Genomic DNA, 19779 nt, shown 5'->3' with positions numbered 1-19779 from the left:
GAAGACGCTGGAGGCAAACGGACCCAGCTGACGCTATTTGCAAATTTATCGCCTTTTGAGCGAAGTTTCGGACTTCAGTGCAGCTATTGCCTAGAAAAGTGCTCATGATTGGTGTTTTTCGTGCTAATAGCGACTATGGGGTCCGTTGGCATGGCAAAAGTCGCATAATTCAGCGTGTAAGTGCAACTGTGTCCGATAGCGCTGAGAATAATCATCTGAGTGGATAGGACCCAGAAGACGCTGGAGGCATACGGACCCAGCTGACGCTATTTGCAAATTTATCGCCTTTTGAGCGAAGTCGGACTCAGCTGATGCAATTAGCACATTTTTCTCCTTTTGGGCGAAGTTTCGGACTCCAGTGCAGCTATTGCCCAGAAACACGCTCATATTTGGTGTCTTTCGTGCCAATAGCGACTATGGGGTCCGTTGGCATGGCAAATGTCGCATAATTCAGTGTTTAAGTGCAACTGTGTCCGATAGTTGTCTCGTATGCGCCCAGATGTGACCTTAAGACGAGAAAGCCCCAGCAGCCAAATGGCTGCTGGGGCTTTCTTTGAGAGTTCAACTAGATACTGTTTAAGAACGTAGGTCCTCAAACACACGGCTCAGAATCGTTGCTGCTTGTGCACGAGTCAGAGTGCCTTGTGGATTGAAGTTGTCCGCACCAACGCCCTTGAGATAACCTTTGCTTACAGCATAGGCTACGGCGTTACGTGCTTCTGCAGCGATGTTGTCGGCATCCTTAAAGCTCAAAGGAGTCTTAGCTACTGTAAGATCAGCGCCTAGGGCCTCAGCTATGATAAGGGCTGCTTCTTCGCGAGTCAGCACATCGCGTGAACCACTTTGTTTGATACGAGTATTCCATGTGTCACCTTTTCCGAGTAGACGGTCGAAGAGCGTTAACAGTTCCGCTTGATTTAAGGTGTCAGCAGGTTTGAAGCTGCCATCGGTTCCTTTGCCGGCAATGATGCCATGAGCAGCAAGAACTTCGATATCGCCTTTAGCCCAGTGTGTGCCGATATCCTTGAAGCTTACATTACGGGATGCAACGCTATATGAGCCGTCGCCAGTAACTGTAAACTGTAGAATACCTTCTTTAGAGAAAGATCCAGGTTGCAGATAGGACCATTTATGATCCTTTGTTTCTGCATAGGCGGCAGTTTTTCGAGCATCACGTAGACTGCTGTCTTTTAGATTAAGCTGAAGGGTAACCGGCTTTCCGGTTGTCCAACCATTTTTGATGGTAAGAATGGAAGAACCAATATTGATCTCAGCTGAGCTTCCTGATAACACTGCTGCATCACTAGCATCAGCCAGACTTATCGTAAGCAACAAACCACTGCTGCTAATGAAATCCGGAAGGGTTGCCGCTGGAATAAGAACATTGAATCCATTACCGTTAAGGCTGAGTGCATTCTCCGATTTCTTCAACTGTTCAGCTTGCGCCGGGGTAAGCGTAATAACGACTTGGCTATACTTATTGAAATTCACATCGCTAAGATCAAGTACAGAAGTCTTATCTTTTGCATTCTGAATCGAATTTGTTAATGCAGTATCTAAGATATTAAACACCGCTGAAGCTTTACCACCAGCTGGATCGGCTGTCTCTACTAGCTTCCCGGATTTCGAAGAAGGTCCAGGAGTGGGAGTGCTGGTTGCTGTAGGTACATACGACTCAGAAGATGGAGGCGATGTAGGCGATGGTGTCGGTGTTGGTGTTTCTGTTGGATCTGGCGTTGCTGATGGTGTTGGCGTTGGCGTTGGTGTCGGTGTCGGCGTTGGTGTAGGTTTTTCAGGTGTGTTTACAGTTACACTTACTGTTCTCAAACCAGATGGGATAGTTGATGTTGTGGCATCATTCCAAATCTGGACATCATATAGCTCAAAGGAATAATCTCCTGCTGTTGCTGGTTCGAAGGTTATTTGGGCTAGTGAGCCAGAGCCGTGATAAGCACCTCCTGACAGATTGACACTATATTGTGTCAGTTTGTGGCCGTCTCCAAGATCATACGTTTGTGAATATTCTGTAAGTGGAACACTAGAGAAATGCTCCTCTTGATACGTAACCAGCTGTACGCTTGGCTGGATTACCGGTGTTTCAAGGGAATCATCGTATATGACACCGAATGAAGCCCCATAGACGCCATAAACCTCATCTGTCACGGAATAATCTAAATTAACGGTCACAGATTGTCCTACTTCAATGGTGGATGCAGAAAGAGCCGGAGTTACTGTGAAAGTACCGTCCCCTGTGCTATAAAGCAGCCGCTGAACGTAATCATCGTCGTCTGCACCATTGCCAACTTTATCGACCACATGGACTTTGTACTCATTTAGCCCCTCGTTAACAGGAACATCAATGGTAAAGGCACCGTTATTTGCAATCACACCGCCAAATTTATAAGCATTCCCATCATAATGTTTGCCTTCGGCATATACGGTAAACCAGTTTCCAATAGGGTTTGTATTAGAAATATAATAGGCCATTAGGTCATCATCAATGAAACCACTAATTTGTGCCACGCCAGGATCGGTTGGCGCTTCGCGTTCATACTCCTCAATGGTGATGCCGGAAACTAGCGGCTTCTCGGTATCAATTGTGAACTCGGCCTTTTGTTTCTCGAGCAGTTGCCCATTGGGAAGCACAGGAATGATGTAGTAGTGACCATCTGCTAAAGTAGACTTGGCGGAGGTCTCCAGGTCTGTTAATGTTCCATCCCAATTTGGAACTTCGTATACACCACGATAGATCTTCTCATCGATCGCATAAACTTCACCTAAAACTGTTGCGGGAGCATCTTTTGAAGAGGCAACGAAACTTATGCCTTCCAGCTCTTCATTGACAGAAAAGGTAAAGGTGGTGTCGTCTGAGCGACCATCACCATTAGGTGAAATTTGTGGACTTTCAAAAGAGAGCTGATTAATAGGTGCTACATTAAATTGGTCACCTACAACAACGTTAAATGGCAGACGAAGGGTTTCTGTATCAGAGGTAAGTAACAGGATGCCTTCATATGCGCCCTCTTTTGCTGTTTTAGATACATTGAGTGTAAATTGTGCATATTGATCTGCCCCTGAGGTAACGCTGTTTGGTGCAAAATCAATACTAATATCAGTAGGAGCTTCTGTCAGCCATTTGGTGGACAGGGTGTATGTTTCTCCGTTTCCTTTAAAGTCCTCTACATAGACAGCTTTCGTTACAGTAACACCCTTTGGCTGTAAGCCGAAGGATAAGGAACCTGTGTAATAAGGGATTTCAACAGTACCCGGAAGACCGCTGTTAAGGATCTCACCGACTTTAGCAATGGATTTAGCGTTTATCGACTTCTCCAGATTAATTAAACCTGCACCTTGTTGGTACAAGGAGTAAGAATTCCCATCACGGTTAAAAATAGGATCAGCATTGTTCATCAGCAGAGCTTTAATTTCATTTGGCTTCAGATCAGAGTTTTTACTCAGTAACAAAGCCACAGCTCCTACAACATGTGGGGTTGCCATGCTAGTGCCATTTTTTAAGCCGAAAGCATGGTCATAGTTCCCATCCCAGCTAGGGATCGTCGAGTTGATATTGACTCCGGGCGCTACAACATCAGGTTTTATTAGATAATCGGGCATCCCTGGACCCATAGAACTGAAGTTTGCTAACTGATTTACTTCAAGCGCTATATAGTAACTGATTATATCTTTAGCAGCAGCCATCTGAGTTTTTATTTTTTTGCCATCGGCTTGACTGATTCCGTAGGTAGGAATGTAATCCCCAGGCGCACCAAGGGTGGGGCTGATTTCACCAGGCTCATTATTGGCAATCAGCAAAAGCTTCGCACCAGCAGCTTTGGCATTAAGAGATTTGTCTGAGAAGCTCAGCGAGCCCCGATCAACAAGCACTACCTTATCTTTGACATCCAGATTTTTGTAATCGGAAGGACTCCCAAGACCAGCGAAAACGATCATACTGCCAGCAATATTATCGATTAAATCTGGGGAGTAACTGGCTAATGTCCCGGGAATCTTTTTAACATCACCAATATCAAAGAAAGGGGTATTTATCGGAGTAGTAGAAGCTCCAACACTAAGCGCGAGTTGGGCACCAGCGGGCTCGCCCAGTGTTCCTGCATCCGGTCCAGCGTTACCGGCGGCAATAATAACGTTCACGCCCGATTTTACGGTATTGTCTATCGCGATTGAACTCGCGGAATAGCTTTGGTTGACACTAGAGCCTAGAGAAAGGTTAATAACATCTGCTCCGTCATCGACTGCTTTCTCAATACCCGCAATTACATCTGCTGTGGAACCAGATCCATAGGGACCAAGTACACGATACGCATACAATTCTACCTCAGGTGCCACATCTAAAATTGTCCCGGCAACGTGTGTACCATGCGAGGTTTCGTAAGGAGTACCTGCTCTTGGAGGGAAGTTAGCATCAGGGGCTGTTTCAGCCGGATCGTCATCCTGATCATATACATCATAGCCGCCTTTATAATTATCTTTTAACAAAGGGTGATTCTTATCAATACCAGTATCGACAACAGCTACCTGTATATCTTTGCCTGTGTAACCTAAATCATGTAGTTTGTCCGCGCCTATTAGCTTGCCGCTGTCTGAATAGGAACGTGTAACACGTAATGTCGCTACTTCAACACTGTCTGCTAGTGCATGTACTTCTTCATTTGGATAGATAGCCGCAACGCCTGGAAGCTCTAACAGCTTGTTTACTTGATTGGCTGGCAGCGTAATGGAATACCCGTTAAAAATCTCACTGTATTCAAAACCGATATCGGCATCGATTTTCTGTGTTGAGGAAATAAAGCTTTTATGCTCTGTGATAATTTTACTGCGTTGTGAGGAGACTGAGGATCGTAAAGAATAAGTTTTTGCCTCATTTACATACACACTGACTGGTTTATTAGTCAATTCCACAATTACTGAAACTGGTGCTGAACCTTTGAGTACTCCAGCATAGTTATGAGGGGTCACACTTTGAGACTGTATATCCGTAACCAGGGTTGAAGATTCAAGGGATGAGTTCGCAAATGCAGCTGATGGAAAAAGAACAGACACAGCCAGACCGAAGCTTGCCGCTCCAATACCAAATCTTTGAATAGAGTGTTTAAAGGTACGTTTCAAATAAGTTCATCCTCCCAAATGAATTTTTTGTATTACAATGTGTCTGTGGTTCTCCTCCTCAATATAAAATGTAAAAAATTATGAAAATTAAATTTATTCTACAGCTATAACTTCAAATCGAATATACAACTTTAGTACCATATTGTAGCGAAGCGTTGAGGAAAATGTCGAATTCCCAGTAGATAAGTGGAATATAAGAAAATCAGAGCATAAAACAAATGAAATTAAGACAATATAAATGAATGCAACAGATATCTGAATTTCAAGCGAGAGCGGGGATAAGATGTCGGAAAGATATATTTTGGCATATTTTAAAAGTCCAGAGGAAGCCGAAGGGGTCGCGCGCAAGCTTCGTGCACTTCGGGCCATTGAAGTTTCCATTGATCGCTTCAGTAGATATGGAGGTACCAGCTTTAGCTCAGGGGTAAATCCGGTGACAGGCAATGTGGCCAGAATGGACTCCATGACTGCTGAGCATGCACACACAGGCATACTTGCAGCTGCGGACACCAGCTCTAGCGGGATGAGTCATGGTGGTAACGGTGGTCCAACGGGGAGAGATATTTTGCTTACGGTTATTGTGCATACGGAGTCCTACGATCAGGCTCTGCGCTTAATTGAAGAAGCAGGCGGGATGGTCTGATCAGGCACTTCATTGAGTAAAAAGAAAGGAGACGAACAATGGATAGAGAGAACTCACAAATCTTCTCCAAGACGGAGAAATTGAAAATGTTATACGAAGCTAAAGCAGAGGATGTAGAATTCTCGGCGGCGGAAGCCGATCTTGATGATATTGAAGCTCAGGATCGCGCACAAGAAGCGGACAAACGTCAGCTGAATGAGATTATGAAGAAAGAATAGCAGCTAAAAAAGCTAAGGCGGATACCTCACTTTGTGGGGTATTTTTGCGTTTGGGCATGTATAATTAGGGCGAAGAGCTTAAGTGTGGGGGGAGAAGATGGATAACGTTATTTTGTGGACAGGGTTAGCCTTATTGATCGCATTATTAACCTATTTGAACCAGAAGCAGTTGTACTCTCCAAAAGTAAAACGCGCCTATCTTGAGTTGCGGGAGCTGACAGAGAAGGTTCGTATGGAGCGCTCTGAGGCGAGCGATTTGTATCGATGGGAAGCAGAATTAACCGAACTAGAGAATCATCCGAATGAACTGAATAAATTGGATGCCGAAATTAGGTTTCATCACGCATTTTTGTTATATCTTGAACGTCACTACCCTTCAGACCCAAGGATTATTGGTTTGAAGCAAGCTGACGCATATCAGAAGGATATGGTTTTGGGGATTAAAATAAAAGATTATAAGTCCAATAAGTAAGATAATTTTGAATGTGTGTACAATGGGAGAAGGAAAATATTCGCCCAGGTTGCAGATAACTGCTGCACGAAGGCGAAGGTAGGCGTGGCTTGCTGCGCCGCAGTCCGGCTGGAGTGCATTTGAATCGGAGGAACTTCCATACTTTGCTACATGGGATTGAGAATGATAGGAATTTGAAAATGAAATTGAGAGTTTGAACCCTAGCTGATATTTGCAGCTGGGGTTTTTGTTATTAGATCAGTAAAAATGAACTGAGTTAGGCAATTTTTTAGCTTATAAGTAAGGTTACCGCTAAGAAGAATTTGGGGGTCTCATAGTCGACGTAGCTGTAGATATTTTTCTGTTGGAAAATGAAATTAGGGCAAACCTCCCTGAAAATCCCCTGAAAAGATAGAAAAAGACCTGATTTCATGAGTTTTTGGGGAGTATTTCCCAAAAAGATAGATGAACATTCGAATCTTGCACATCATTAGGGATGTTTTCCCTAATTATCATCATTTCGAGTATATTAACGTCTGCAGATGTTATAAATATTTTAAGTAAAATAGCTAATATCACACTACAGATTAAGGATGTATAATTGTTCGAATATACTAACTACGACCAATCAACTATTGAATTTTTTCAGGGGGAATTAGAATGGGGCTGGTACACTCTCAAGGAGTTACTGATGAGCTTGTTGTTAGATCTTTAGAAAGAAATTTAGCTATTATCCGGTTTGACCTTGATCGCCGAGTAGCTTATGTGAATGAAGTTTTTGCAAATTCCATGGGATATAAAAAAGATGAAATGTACGGAATGCATCATAAAGAGTTCTGTTTTCCACATTTCGCAGATAGCCCAGGTTACGAACGGTTTTGGCAGGATCTTTTTACAGGGAAGAGTTTTCAGGATAAGATCGAACGAATGGATTCGAAAGGAAATGCGGTTTGGCTTGAAGCCACCTACATGCCAGTATTTGATGAAAGCAATGAACAAGTCATCGGAGTATCTAAAATAGCAACTAATATCACCCAAAGACAAAACAACATGAGTAATGTTGTCCAACGGATGCAAGAGATGGCAGACAGCTTGAATCAAAGAGCAGATTTAGGTATTGAGCGCAGTCAAGAATTATTACGAAGCATCAACAAAATCGCCGAAGTATCGATAGAAAATACACATACTTTAGCTAATCTTGAAAAGCAAGCTGTAGCGATTCATAGCATCGTGCAAACGATTCGCGATATTGCTTCGCAAACGCAATTATTAGCCCTAAATGCAGCTATTGAAGCAGCTCATGCGGGGGAGTATGGGCGAGGTTTTGACGTAGTGGCAAAAGAAGTAAGAAAATTATCTTCCATGGTACAAGATTCGATCATAAAGGTACGGGATAGTGTGGATGCGATCACGCTGGAAATTGGAAAGATCTCTATAGGAACAAATCAAGTGCAAGAAAATATAGAAGATAGTCAGCAGCAGGTTCTGGTAGCGTTGGAGGATTTTTCGAAGATTGCTTCTTCTGCACAAAATCTCGACACACAAGCGCGCGAGGTTATGGATATCCTTTAATTGTTAATATGTATGTTGATAGATTGAATATCAGCAAAAAAGGGTCGGTCTCCTACTTAAAAGAGATGGACCCTTTTATTGTTGGTATTATCCGATTTTGTTAACAATCAAGGTAGGAATCATATATCTATGATTTGTGATGACTCCGTCTACAGTAACACTAACCTTAGTAACTCCGGTGTCCCCAATCGCCCCATCAGAGCCAGTCCCACCTTTAGCCCCCCGTCACCCCAGTCGCCCCAGTTGCCCCATCATATCCAAGTAATTCTGCTGTAGCTAATCGATGCTGGGCTACTAATTTCTCTGCACTGTCTTTACCCCAAAATGAGAGTTGGATTGGATGGTCTGGCAAACTAGCTGTTGTGAAAAAAAATTCGAAGGTATTAAAATCCGCAAAATATTTTTTAGTTATTACCTGATTTGGCATCACATCTAGCAGATCGCCTACATATTGAATTCTTTCTTCATTCATGTAGTAGCCTTCGATCAGAACTGTGGAAGCAATCTGACCGCTACCATTAGCAATTTTGACAGTGACCTGTTGTGTAAGTCTTGTGTTGTTTTCTGAGTTAACATTGTTTTCTATCGGACCAGTAGTTAAAAGAGTCATTGTCCTTCCTCCATTTGCTTCATTCAGATTATTAAGCCTGTTTGATTTTCTCTATGTCTTTAAGAGTAGCGATAGTTTATGCTCAGAAAAACGAACCTTTTCCAAGGATTGGTTGTCATATAGATATCTCAGTCAAGAAAGGAGGGCGCAAAATTTGGAGAGTAACCGGGAGTTATTTGAAACCTACAATAAAGATGTATACCGGACTTGCTACTATATGGTGCATGACGCGGCGGATGCAGAGGATTTGACTCAGGATGTCTTTATTACCGTATTTCGCAGTAATCGTGAGCATGTGGAGCATATCAAGGCTTGGATTATGAAAATAACGGTCAACCATTGCCTCAATCATTTGAAACGAAAACGGACTTTACAACAGAAGATTACGGACAACCTTCATTTCTTTAATAAAACGGCAGAAACAGCTGTGGAGCAGCAGATTGAGCAGCGTGAGACGGAGGTCGAGTGGGCGCAATATATGAGCAAGGTCCCTATCAAACTTAGGATGGTGCTCACACTTAGGTATATGCATGATTTCAGTCTGGCTGAAATTTCGGATCTGCTGTCCATTCCACTTGGAACGACCAAATCTAGGCTGCATAAAGGGCTAACGGTAATGAGGAGAATCCTGCAGGAGGCTGGGGTTCAACTTGAACTAAAGGAGGGCGAAGCTTTTGAAAAAGTTAGAAAATATGCTGGAGCATCGTTTAAATGAAGATAAAGGCGTGCCTTATCCAGATTTTGAACGCATGTGGGGACGTTTAGAGCAAGAAAACAGTACAATGACTCCCCTACAACTTCGTATGGCGAATGGTAGCGGGAACAGAGGGAGAAACTGGAGTAAAATAGCTGTGGTGGCTTCATTTTCAGTACTTATTGCAGCGGCACCCGTATATGCAGCAGTGCATTATGATTGGGATAATTTGCTCCATGGGAGAGGAGGCGTTCAAGCAGCGCTGGCCCAAAATCTCGGACAACAACTGAACCAGTCAGTGACGCAGGATGGAGTAACTCTGAAGCTACATACAGCGATTGTGGATGAGAATCGGACGGTTATCTTATTCACTTTGGATGTAGGAAAACGCTTGGAAAATGAAAATTGGAATGTTAATGGAATGACTTTGAAGGGCGTAGATGGGGCGAATGGTCCTAGTGAGTTCAGTTATGTGTTATGGGATGAGAAAAATCAACATTACAACGGATATTTCGAGAGTGATTGGACACCGAAAAAGGATACTGTGAATGTGCAACTAGTTGCAGATAATCTGCAAGCCTTTAGCACACAGGAGTTAGATTTACCGCTGGATATCCAATCGCAGGAGACACAAAATTTTCCTATTGGACAGGAAGGAATGCGCAGCATAGAGGTGAAACCATTTACCCAAGGACAAGAAAAAATATTATTCTCTTCAGCGATCATTTTTGATCAGCCAGAAACAAAAAAATGGGCCTTTCCAAATATAGTCGCTTACAAAAACGGAACGCTCATAAATTCGCTGGCTGGAGGTGCTTTCGGTACACCGGGAGAAAACGGGGAATATACGTCCCAGCAATATTTTAAGGCGGCTGATATTTCCAGCGGAGAAGTGAATTACAAGCTGCAGTACATGAAACAAGAGAAAAAGGTTGAGGGGCCCCTAGCTTTTGATCTTCAATTAAGCAAAAAGCAGATGGAGAGCGGAACCATAAATACTTCATTGAATCTGCCGCTAGAAGAGGGCGAACCTAATTACACGCTGGAGAAAATGGTAGTGACGCCTACTCAAATTCGAATCGCTATTAGAAGTAAAGAGAAAGGCAACAATTTCCCGTATCAAAAGTCTACTCTTGAAGTAGCAGGCAAGACGCTGGAGGGCAATTTCTGGAGATCTCCAGAAGGTGAGCCGGAATTAACAGTGCTTCGTTTTGAGCGGCCAGTTGACCTTGAAATCACAGAAGAGACGCCAATTACCTTTGTTGCTAAATACAAGGTGACTCAGCACGGCAGCTATAAAATTAACAAGGACGAAAAAACACCACTTCTGTTGACGAATATATCTGATAAGAAACAGACGCTTATCCAGCAGCTTAGCGGATATCCGGTAAAATGGACGTACTATATGCAGGGTGCCGATCTTTATGTAGAGACTGAAAGTGAAGATGCTCGCTTCGGTGGAATTAACCAGACCCATATCGGACTGGGGAAAGAGCGTATTTTAGGTAAACCTCTGACCGTTAATTTCACTGGGGATGGAAACAATAAGGCCATTGATGTTTACAAGGGTTTCAAAGGTACAGAAGCTTCTATTTATATATTCTTCTATACGACTGACGATCCGGATAAAGAAACAAGAGTGCAGCTGCGGCCATAGAAAATCTTTTTTAGGGAGGAACCTTGTGTTCTTCCCTTTTTTTCGTTTACAGTGAGTAGATGCTGAGTGGACTCAGCGAGGATTAGCGTAAAGGAGAGAAAAGGATGGAAATCACTCGCTGTGCTTGGGTTAATGAGGATCCTTTATATATCGCATACCATGATGAAGAGTGGGGAAAACCTCTGTATGATGACCGGAAGCTGTTTGAATTACTTATGCTCGAAGGCATGCAGGCAGGGTTAAGCTGGTACACCGTCTTAAAAAAACGGGCACATTACAGAGAGGTATTTGATGGATTTGATCCGCAAAAGATTGTGCATTATGATGAGCCGAAAATCGCTGAGTTGATGAACGATCCCGGGATTATTAGAAATCGCTTAAAGATTGATTCTATCATTCGTAATGCAAAAGTATATTTGCAAATTAGTGCGGAAACAGGCAGCTTTTCAGATTATCTCTGGAGCTTTGTGGGGGGCGCGCCTACGCTTAACCATTGGATGACACGTGCGGATGTCCCTGCTTTAACGGCTCAGTCTGACGCAATGAGTAAAGCATTAAAAAAGCGAGGCATGAAGTTTGTCGGCTCTACCATATGTTATGCTTTTATGCAGGCATCGGGGATGGTAGATGATCATTTGCTCGATTGCTTTTGCAGGAGCAGCACGGGCATGGCAGAGCGTTGATCTGTAGTTTGGCGTTACCCCAAGAAGAAATGTTATACTATGAAGCGAATGCTCACAAAACTAAGTCTATGCTTACGAAGCCAGTTTTGCACGAAGTCAATCAATGAAGCTAACGCTCACAAAACTAAGCCTATGCTTACGAAGCCAGTTTTGCACGAAGTCAATCAATGAAGCTAACGCTCACAAAACTTTAGGAGGATCACATAAAGATGTTATGGCATGAAGTGACGATACATACAACAGAAGATGCACAAGAAATGATTTCGAATTTTTTATATGAAGCAGGAGCGGGTGGGGTTTCTATTGAAGAATCCGGAACACTCAGTAAAGAGCGGAATACGCGTTACGGTGAATTATATGACCAACCCTTGAATGATATCCCAGAAGGGGAAGCGGTAATCAAAGGTTATTATGCCGATTCCACGGATATGGATGCTGTTATAGAAGAACTGACTCCACGGGTAGCAGAATTGCGTGAGTACGGTATTGATCCGGGCAAATCGCTGATTTCTTGGAAAACCGTAGATGAAGACGAATGGGCGCATGCTTGGAAGCAATATTTTAAACCACTCAGGGTATCGGAGCGTCTCACGATTAAACCAACTTGGGAGGAATATACGCCTGAGAGCCCCGATGAGGCAATCATTGAGCTGGACCCTGGTATGGCATTTGGTACAGGGACTCACCCTACAACAGCTTTGTGCCTGCGTGCGCTCGAGAAGAATATTAGCGGCGGCGAAGAAGTAATCGATGTTGGTACGGGTTCAGGAATATTGGCTGTAGGTGCAATGCTGCTCGGTGCGAAATCCGTGCTGGCGTTAGATTTGGACCCTGTAGCTGTTGAAAGTGCGCGGGAGAATGTAGCACTGAATAAACTTGAAAAGTTCATTACGGTAAAAGAAAGCGACCTGCTCTCCTTGCTAGGTGGTGAAGGTGTAGCTGACACGGCTGCTGGAGAAATGTGGCCATCCGCTAGACCGGGTCACACTCTTGAGGGAACACCTGCGGAGCAAGTAACAGAGGATAGCCTCGGCGTTACACTCCCGGTGAAGATTGTAGTTGCGAATATTTTGGCAGAAATCATCGTATTGTTTACGGATGATGTGTATCGTGCACTTCAGCCAGGAGGCTTGTATATTACCTCTGGTATTTATAAGGATAAAGAAGGACTTGTGGCTAACGCACTACAAGAGTCCGGCTTTGAGATTATGGAAGTATCCCGTGAAGAAGATTGGGTGGCATTTACAGCCGGAAAGAGGTAAAAATGGATATATTGCAAAGTATAATACGTGTAGATCTGGATCAGCTTCCTTTTCTGCTCATTACGATTTTAATTGCTTTTACAGTACATGAATTCAGTCATGCTTATTTCGCAAATAAGTTCGGTGACCCTACCGCTAGATTATTAGGACGCATGACGCTTAACCCTGCTGTACACTTCGATTTTTTTGGTATTTTACTGCTGCTGGTTGCTGGTTTCGGGTGGGCACGTCCAGTTCCTGTAAACCGTGATAACTTTAGCCGCCCCCGTCTGATGGGAGTCATTGTGTCTGCTGCGGGCCCAATCAGTAACCTGTTACTAGGGATTATTGGTGCTTTAATATATGGGGTGCTTGCGGCAACCGGTGTATTAGAGTCGATCTCCAATGATCGCGTTTTAGAAGCAGTGTATCTGTTCTTTGGCACCTTTATTCAATGGAACTTCTTTTTATTCTTGTTCAATCTGATTCCATTGCCTCCGCTGGATGGCTACCGGATTGTGGAGGATATTGCTCCTCGCTCCATTCGGGGCAGATTACAGCAATTTGAGCAATGGGCTGTATTTATCTTTTTATTAATTCTGTTTATTCCAGGGTTACGAACCTATACCATTGATCCTCTTGGCCACTGGGCTAGTGAAATGTCGAGAACATTTGTGCAGCTATTCCTAAGAATGTTTGGCAGCTAAGGTAGGGACTGAAGTCTGGTCAACCCTGCTTAAACATTGTATTATGTAATTTGTTGAAAAATAGGATAGTTAAATTTCGCCTGATCCATAGTTATATTTCTCTAAGAAACGGGTGACGTCTTTATTAAGGCGTCTTTACCGTTTCTTCTTACTGAATTCATGAACAGGATGATGAAGAGATGCAGCGATATTTTGTTACACCGGAGCAGTTTGGTGCAGATAACGTTAGAATTGACGGGGAAGATGCAAGGCATATTGCCAAAGTCATGCGCGGTAAGGTTGGGGACAAGCTTATTGTCAGCGATGGCGTCTCCCGTGAAGCGTTAGTTGAGATTGCTCAGATCGAAATAGGGGAAGTGACAGTGAATATCCTGGAAACCCTGGAGATGACGCATGAACCGCGGATAAAAATCACAGTGGCTCAGAGCTTACCCAAGGCCGATAAGATGGAAACTGTCATTCAAAAGTGTACAGAAATTGGAGCCGTTGGTTTTATTCCTTTTCTGTCGGAGCGCACGATTGTACAATACGATGAACGCAAGGAAAGTAAGCGGCTGGACCGCTGGCGTAAAATTTGTAAAGAAGCTGCCGAGCAGGCACACCGGAACATCGTTCCGGCTGTAGGCTCACCGTTATCCTGGAAGCAGCTGCTACAGACTTTTAGTGAGTATGATGCTGTTTATTTCTGTTATGAAAAAGAAGAAGGCTTGCAGCTTCGCAGCAGTGTTGCCCCTTGGTTATCCTCGCTTTCACCGCAGGCTGGTGGGAAGGTACTGATTGTGGTAGGTCCTGAAGGGGGTTTTACACCAGAGGAATGCCAAAAGGCAGAAGAAGCTGGTGCGGTTTCCGTAGGACTAGGACGGCGTATTCTGCGCTGTGAGACAGCGGGTATGGTTGCCGCTGCTTGTATTTTATATGAATCGGGAGAAATGGGAGGAGCTTAAGAGATGCCATCCGTAGCATTTTATACTTTAGGTTGTAAAGTGAATTTTTATGACACCGAAGCCATCTGGCAGCTATTCAAAAATGAAGGTTACGAGCAGGTCGATTTCGAGGGACCCGCCGATGTATATCTGATTAATACTTGTACTGTAACTAATACAGGTGACAAAAAAAGCCGTCAAATGATTCGTCGTGCCGTTCGCCGCAATCCGGAAGCTATCGTGGCGGTTACTGGCTGCTATGCGCAGACCTCTCCTGGTGAGATTCTTGATATTCCTGGTGTCGATCTTGTTATTGGTAACCAGGACCGCGATCAGATCATGACGCATGTGAAAAACATTGAAGCCTCACGTCAGCCGGTCAACGCTGTTCGTAATATTATGAAGACACGTGAATTCGAAGAGATGGATGTACCTGGCTTTGCGGATCGGACGCGTGCTTTTATGAAGATTCAGGATGGCTGCAACAACTTCTGCACATTCTGCATCATTCCATGGTCGCGTGGACTTTCCCGCAGCCGTGATCCCAAAAGTATCGTAACCCAGGCACATCAATTAGTAGAAGCAGGGTATAAGGAATTTGTGCTCACGGGTATTCATACCGGCGGTTACGGTGATGATCTTGATAATTACCGTCTAGCCGATTTGCTGTGGGATCTAGATAAGGTGGATGGACTGGAGCGGGTACGTATCAGTTCTATCGAAGCTAGCCAGATCGATGAGAAGCTGCTGGAGGTGCTGAACCGTTCCTCTAAAATGTGCCGTCATCTGCATATCCCGCTGCAAGCCGGACATAATGATGTGCTGAAAGCGATGCGCCGTAAATATACGACAGAAGAATATTACGCCAAAATGCAGCTGATCCGTCAGGCGATGCCGGATGTCGGGATTACTACGGATGTTATCGTTGGATTCCCGGGGGAGACCGATGAAATGTTCCGTGCCGGCTACGACTTCATGAAAGCTATTAATTACTCCGAGATGCACGTATTCCCTTACTCCAAGCGGACGGGCACTCCAGCAGCGCGGATGGAGAATCAGATCGACGAAGAAATCAAAAATGTACGCGTGCAGGAATTGATTGATCTTTCGGAAGAAATGCAAATAGCTTATGCTCGCAAATTTGTAGGTCAGACATTAAGTGTTATTCCGGAAAGAGCCGCAAAAGGGGCTCCGGGGCGCAATATCCAGCATGGATTTAGCGACAACTATTTGCAGGTGTTCTTTGATGGAGAAGATTCACTCCAAGGAGAACTTTGTCAGGTGAAGATAACGGAAGCTGGCGTGAACGAATGCCGCGGTGAGTTGGTCGGGGTTAGTCAGACTGGGCTTCAGCAGGCTGTCCGTTAAGCAATAGATATTAGTAAAAGACAACAGAGCAGCCATTTTCCCGTTAGCGGGGAAGGGCTGCTCTGTTTTTAGTTATTGCTGCCTAGACCACCAATTCATAACAATCTCCTGATGCTTTCGGACCCAGATGGCGTTATTTGCATTTTTTTTGCCTTTTATGCTTAGTTTCGGACTCCAGTGCAGCTATTCCTTAGAAAGTGGTTCATAATAGGTGTTTTTCATGACAATAGCGACTATGGTGTCCGTTAGTGTTCCAAAAGTGGGATAATGCTGCGAATGAGGTCAGCTGTGTCCGATAGTGACTTCATACGCGTAGAAGTGGATCAAAAAAACATCCGTAGGATCATGATTGAAACAATCCCCGCCAGTACAGTGCCTAGCAAGCTCCGGGTTTTTATCGCAACCAAAAAAGTAGGCAATGCCGCAAAAAGCTCAATGTTATTAGCTAAAGACGAAAATTTCCCATCATTCAAAAATATCTCCTGACCTATTAATGCTGCCATAACAGAGATAGGAACATAATTTAACCAGCGCATTCCCCATTCTGGCAATTCAAACCGGCTAAGGATCATGAGTGGAACCACCCTGGGAATGAAGGTCACAAAAGCTGCTCCTAGAATGATCAGAAATACATCCCATCTTACTTCCATTTTTCAAACACCATCCCTATCGTTGAAGCAATGACTGTAGCGATAATCACTCCAACACTGCTGGAGAATAGGAAGGAGCTTCCTACTGCTATGATCACGGCAAGGATTGCGACAACCAAATCTAGTTTGATTTTATTACGGTCAATCATGGAAATTACAAGAATGCCAATAAACATCGCAGGTAAGGCAAACTGTAAACCGAATTGATCAGGGTCTGAGATCCACTGGGCTAAAAAAGCTCCCGCTACATTCGCAAGAAACCAATTTAAATAAGCGGTGAGATTTAGACCGTGCATCCATTTTTCACTGATTTGCTGCTTATTCAAAGCTTGATTGATGGCAACTCCGAAGGTCTCATCAGTCAATAAAGAACCAACCAGCATATTTCTCAGTGGGGAAAGATGGCGGAAATAAGGTGAAAGAGCTGCACTAAGCAAAATATGGCGAAGATTCACGATAAATATCGTAATAATAATGGCCGCAGGCGAGCTGCTAACAGCTATCATTCCAGCAGCTATAAACTGAGCTGAGCCCGCGTAAAGAATCAAGCTGATTAAGGCAATCTCAGCAATGCTGAGCCCGGCTGTCTTTTGAACAACACCTGCTGCAAGTCCGATGCTTAAGTAGCCTAGTAGTGTGGGAATACAATCTTTTACCCCTTTAAGGAAGCTATCTTCCTGTTTAGGAGACGGGATTGCTTCTAGTTGGACGTTCTCTGCACTCATCGTAGCCCCCTTGTTTCAAGAAAGAATGTAGTAGTTAGCATATTACTTCCTAATATTTTGATCAACCTTTACCGTATTATCTAGTCTGAAAGTCCCGAATTTCGCTTTATAGAGCCAGGGGGTAAACACTTAGGGTACAATTGTCGATATAAGTAAAAGAGTGTGGGGATAAACCACCGAACGACATTATAGCCTAAGGGAGAGAACAAATGACTGTGTACAGGAAAATGACGAAAATGCTCCTCATCATGATATTGTTAGCTACTGCGGTTTTTCCGGTAAGTGTCTTTGCAGCGACCGGCGATATCAACTCGATTGAATTCGAAAGCTCCGCTAAAGTAGAGCTTACGGTTGGACAAACGCCAAAGCAACTTAAGGTATATGCGAATGTGGAAGGGTCCTCATCTAAAAGAGATGTGACAGGTGCAGTTGTATGGAATTCTTCTAACACAAACGCTGTAAAGGTAGTAAATGGCCTTTTGACTCCGATTGACAGCGGAAAAGCTATTATTACAGCGACTTATAATCATGCACTTGCTACCATTGAAGTTGAGGTAGCCCATCCTGTTAAAGAACTGAAGCTCGAATATAGTTCTGAAGGGAACTACAAATTGGGTGATGATGAGGATAAACTGCTGGTCAAAGCCAATGCGATTGGTGGAGAAACAGCGACTTCTGCTAAGGATGTAACGGCTGATACTACTTGGAGCAGCTCCAACACAAGCGTGTTGACCATTGCAGAAGGTAAGATCACTTTGGCTGGTGAAGGTACAGCAACGATCACTGCCAAATACAAGACCTTAACAGCAACCTTTAAGGCTGTAGTGAAATTGCCTTATTCTGAAATTGAGCTTAAACATGACGACAAAATCGTTAAAGAACTAGAGATGCTAGTCGGAGATGCACCTTTGAAGTTGGTTGCAGAGACTAAAGAAACTACAAAATCCAGCGCAAATGATATTTCAGAGAAAGCGGAATGGTCCTCTTCTAGTGCTAGTGTAGCTACAGTAGACAAAGGCGAGATCAAAGTGTTGTCTGCTGGTAAAGCTGTAATTACAGTGTCCTATCTGGGGATTACACAAACAGTAGACGTATATGTACGTGCTCCTTATGAAGCGCTACTACTTACTCCTACAGGAGATCAATTCCTGTTTATGGGCGAAACCCTGAACGTAAAGGCTGAGGTTCGCGATGCTGCGAATTCTACTCCGAACATTTCAGGCAGCGCAGTATGGACTTCGGATAATCAATTGGCGGCGACCGTTACGCCTGGTAGCGATACTGCGGCAGTGACTGCTAAAGCAGTGGGAACTTCGGTTATTAAAGCAGAGTACAGAGGAATTAATAAAAGCTTTAAGCTGACAGTTTATCCTACGATCACAGAATTGGCAGCCGACAAGACGGAATTGGAGCTTTACACAGATGACACCGTAAGCCTTCCAAAAGTAAATGGTACAAAGCTTGACGGTACAAAGCTAGATCTTAGCAGTGATATTGAGTGGACCTCTGCGGATGATGAGATTGCCACCATTAAAGACGGCAAGATTGTAGCTGAATCGGCAGGTATTGTGAAGGTTATCGGTAAAATAAAATCAGAAAACCCAACGACTTCAAAAACTGCTGTAAGAGAAAAAAGTGTTGAAGTAAAGGTTACAGTGAAAGATAAAGTCCTTGTCTTGCTTGGACCAGAAGAAAATCTGGTGATTGTTACTGGTGAAGAGAAGGCTGTTCCTGAAGTAAAAGCTGTGATGGAAAACGGCAGTGAACTTGATGCTACTGGAACTATGGAATGGGAGCTTACTGGTACGAATGCGATTATCAAGACAACAACTTCCGGTAAGGTAATCAAAGGACTGGTGAAGGGTTCTGCTACTTTAAAGGGAACTTACGCTAATAAAACCATCAGTATCCCAGTTACCATTGAACAAAAGGTTACTAAGCTAGTTGTAGAACCTACTGCTATCGAAATGAACATTAAAGGCTCTAAAGCGATAAAGGTAACGGCTTATTATTCTAATGGTAAGACAGGGAATGTCTCCAGCAGTATGAATTGGGAGTCCTCAAACGAGGCGGTTGCTACAGTTAAAGCTACAACCGTTAAAGCAGTAACAGAAGGTACTGCTACGTTGACAGGATCTTACCAAGGGATTGCTGCTAGTGTCAAAATTACTGTAGTTCCTAAATTAACAAAGCTGACCGTTAATGAAAGCAGACTGAAAATGGCTCCGGGAGCCGTTCAGAATGTAGTCGTGACTGCACAGTATGATACTGGTAAGACTGCTGTTGTTACTGGAAGTGCGGTATGGACCAGCTCCAAGCCTTCTGTAGCGAGAGTATCTGCAAGTGGTCAGATTGTAGCTGTGAGTAAAGGAACGACATCCATTAAAGGAAAGCTAGGCGGCAAAACAGTTACAGTATCAGTGACAGTGAAGTAATAGAGAATAAGATCTGAATTATCAACTATGAATCTGCAAAGCCAACATTATGTTGCTTTGCAGATTTTTTTATTT

General features: G+C 43.7%; 16 protein-coding genes. 12 read left to right on the top strand and 4 right to left on the bottom strand.

All coding sequences use genetic code 11. The features are described 5' to 3' along the window. Nucleotides 1–576 precede the first annotated feature (576 nt). A complete protein-coding gene (locus NST58_RS25450) occupies nt 577–5127 on the bottom strand; it encodes a S8 family serine peptidase (RefSeq protein WP_339244536.1) in 4551 nt (1516 codons plus the stop codon). 283 nt (nt 5128–5410) lie between these two features. Between NST58_RS25450 and NST58_RS25445 the strand changes: the two genes are divergently transcribed. From NST58_RS25445 to NST58_RS25430, 4 genes are all read left to right on the top strand, one after another. Then, nucleotides 5411–5770 carry a hypothetical protein gene (locus NST58_RS25445; RefSeq protein ID WP_036683926.1) on the top strand — a complete coding sequence of 120 codons (360 nt, stop codon included), beginning with the start codon at nt 5411–5413 and terminating at the stop codon, nt 5768–5770. Between the two features lie 38 nt (nt 5771–5808). Then, the gene (locus NST58_RS25440; RefSeq protein ID WP_036683923.1) at nt 5809–5988 is read left to right on the top strand and encodes a YfhD family protein; all 180 of its coding nucleotides are present in this window, start codon (nt 5809–5811) and stop codon (nt 5986–5988) included. 97 nt (nt 5989–6085) lie between these two features. Then, nucleotides 6086–6460 (top strand): hypothetical protein, encoded by a 375-nt coding sequence (locus NST58_RS25435; RefSeq protein ID WP_339244535.1) that lies wholly within the window; start codon nt 6086–6088, stop codon nt 6458–6460. Between the two features lie 639 nt (nt 6461–7099). Beyond that, a complete protein-coding gene (locus NST58_RS25430) occupies nt 7100–8011 on the top strand; it encodes a methyl-accepting chemotaxis protein (RefSeq protein ID WP_076310171.1) in 912 nt (303 codons plus the stop codon). A gap of 214 nt (nt 8012–8225) precedes the next feature. Here NST58_RS25430 and NST58_RS25425 read toward each other — a convergent pair whose 3' ends face one another. Then, nucleotides 8226–8621 carry a hypothetical protein gene (locus NST58_RS25425; RefSeq protein WP_339244534.1) on the bottom strand — a complete coding sequence of 132 codons (396 nt, stop codon included), beginning with the start codon at nt 8619–8621 and terminating at the stop codon, nt 8226–8228. A 154-nt stretch (nt 8622–8775) separates the two neighbouring features. On the opposite strand from NST58_RS25425, the gene NST58_RS25420 reads away from it, so the two are divergent. The 7 genes from NST58_RS25420 (at nt 8776) to mtaB (ending at nt 15894) form a co-directional block, all read left to right on the top strand. After that, on the top strand, nt 8776–9336 hold the full coding sequence (locus tag NST58_RS25420) for an RNA polymerase sigma factor (protein ID WP_076192119.1): 561 nt from the start codon (nt 8776–8778) through the stop codon (nt 9334–9336). After that, a complete protein-coding gene (locus NST58_RS25415; RefSeq protein ID WP_339244533.1) occupies nt 9296–10972 on the top strand; it encodes a DUF4179 domain-containing protein in 1677 nt (558 codons plus the stop codon). Before NST58_RS25420 ends, NST58_RS25415 begins: the two co-directional genes overlap by 41 nt. A 104-nt stretch (nt 10973–11076) precedes the next feature. Beyond that, nucleotides 11077–11655 (top strand): DNA-3-methyladenine glycosylase I, encoded by a 579-nt coding sequence (locus NST58_RS25410; protein ID WP_339244532.1) that lies wholly within the window; start codon nt 11077–11079, stop codon nt 11653–11655. Between the two features lie 209 nt (nt 11656–11864). Then, nucleotides 11865–12917 (top strand): 50S ribosomal protein L11 methyltransferase, encoded by a 1053-nt coding sequence (gene prmA / locus NST58_RS25405; protein ID WP_036683907.1) that lies wholly within the window; start codon nt 11865–11867, stop codon nt 12915–12917. 2 nt (nt 12918–12919) lie between these two features. Then, nucleotides 12920–13603 carry a site-2 protease family protein gene (locus NST58_RS25400; protein WP_076128966.1) on the top strand — a complete coding sequence of 228 codons (684 nt, stop codon included), beginning with the start codon at nt 12920–12922 and terminating at the stop codon, nt 13601–13603. Nucleotides 13604–13782: 179 nt separating this feature from the next. Beyond that, a complete protein-coding gene (locus NST58_RS25395; protein WP_076185272.1) occupies nt 13783–14547 on the top strand; it encodes an RsmE family RNA methyltransferase in 765 nt (254 codons plus the stop codon). Nucleotides 14548–14550: 3 nt separating this feature from the next. After that, entirely contained in the window at nt 14551–15894 is a 1344-nt protein-coding gene (mtaB, locus tag NST58_RS25390) for a tRNA (N(6)-L-threonylcarbamoyladenosine(37)-C(2))-methylthiotransferase MtaB (RefSeq protein WP_076128970.1), read from the top strand. 323 nt (nt 15895–16217) lie between these two features. On the opposite strand, the gene NST58_RS25385 is transcribed toward mtaB, so the two are convergent. Both NST58_RS25385 and NST58_RS25380 read right to left on the bottom strand, forming a co-directional pair. Then, nucleotides 16218–16544: an AzlD domain-containing protein gene (locus NST58_RS25385; protein ID WP_036683900.1), complete on the bottom strand. Its 327-nt coding sequence runs from the start codon at nt 16542–16544 to the stop codon at nt 16218–16220. Continuing rightward, entirely contained in the window at nt 16535–17269 is a 735-nt protein-coding gene (locus tag NST58_RS25380) for an AzlC family ABC transporter permease (RefSeq protein WP_036683898.1), read from the bottom strand. The genes NST58_RS25385 and NST58_RS25380 overlap by 10 nt, the downstream gene beginning before the upstream one ends. Before the next feature lie 209 nt (nt 17270–17478). Between NST58_RS25380 and NST58_RS25375 the strand changes: the two genes are divergently transcribed. Next, a complete protein-coding gene (locus tag NST58_RS25375) occupies nt 17479–19704 on the top strand; it encodes a hypothetical protein (RefSeq protein WP_339169341.1) in 2226 nt (741 codons plus the stop codon). Nucleotides 19705–19779 lie beyond the last annotated feature (75 nt).

The organism is Paenibacillus sp. FSL R10-2796, assembly GCF_037965315.1.
GTDB lineage: Bacteria > Bacillota > Bacilli > Paenibacillales > Paenibacillaceae > Paenibacillus_AQ > Paenibacillus_AQ odorifer.
Note: the sequence above shows the minus strand (reverse complement) of the source record. Positions and strands in the feature narration are given on the sequence as shown.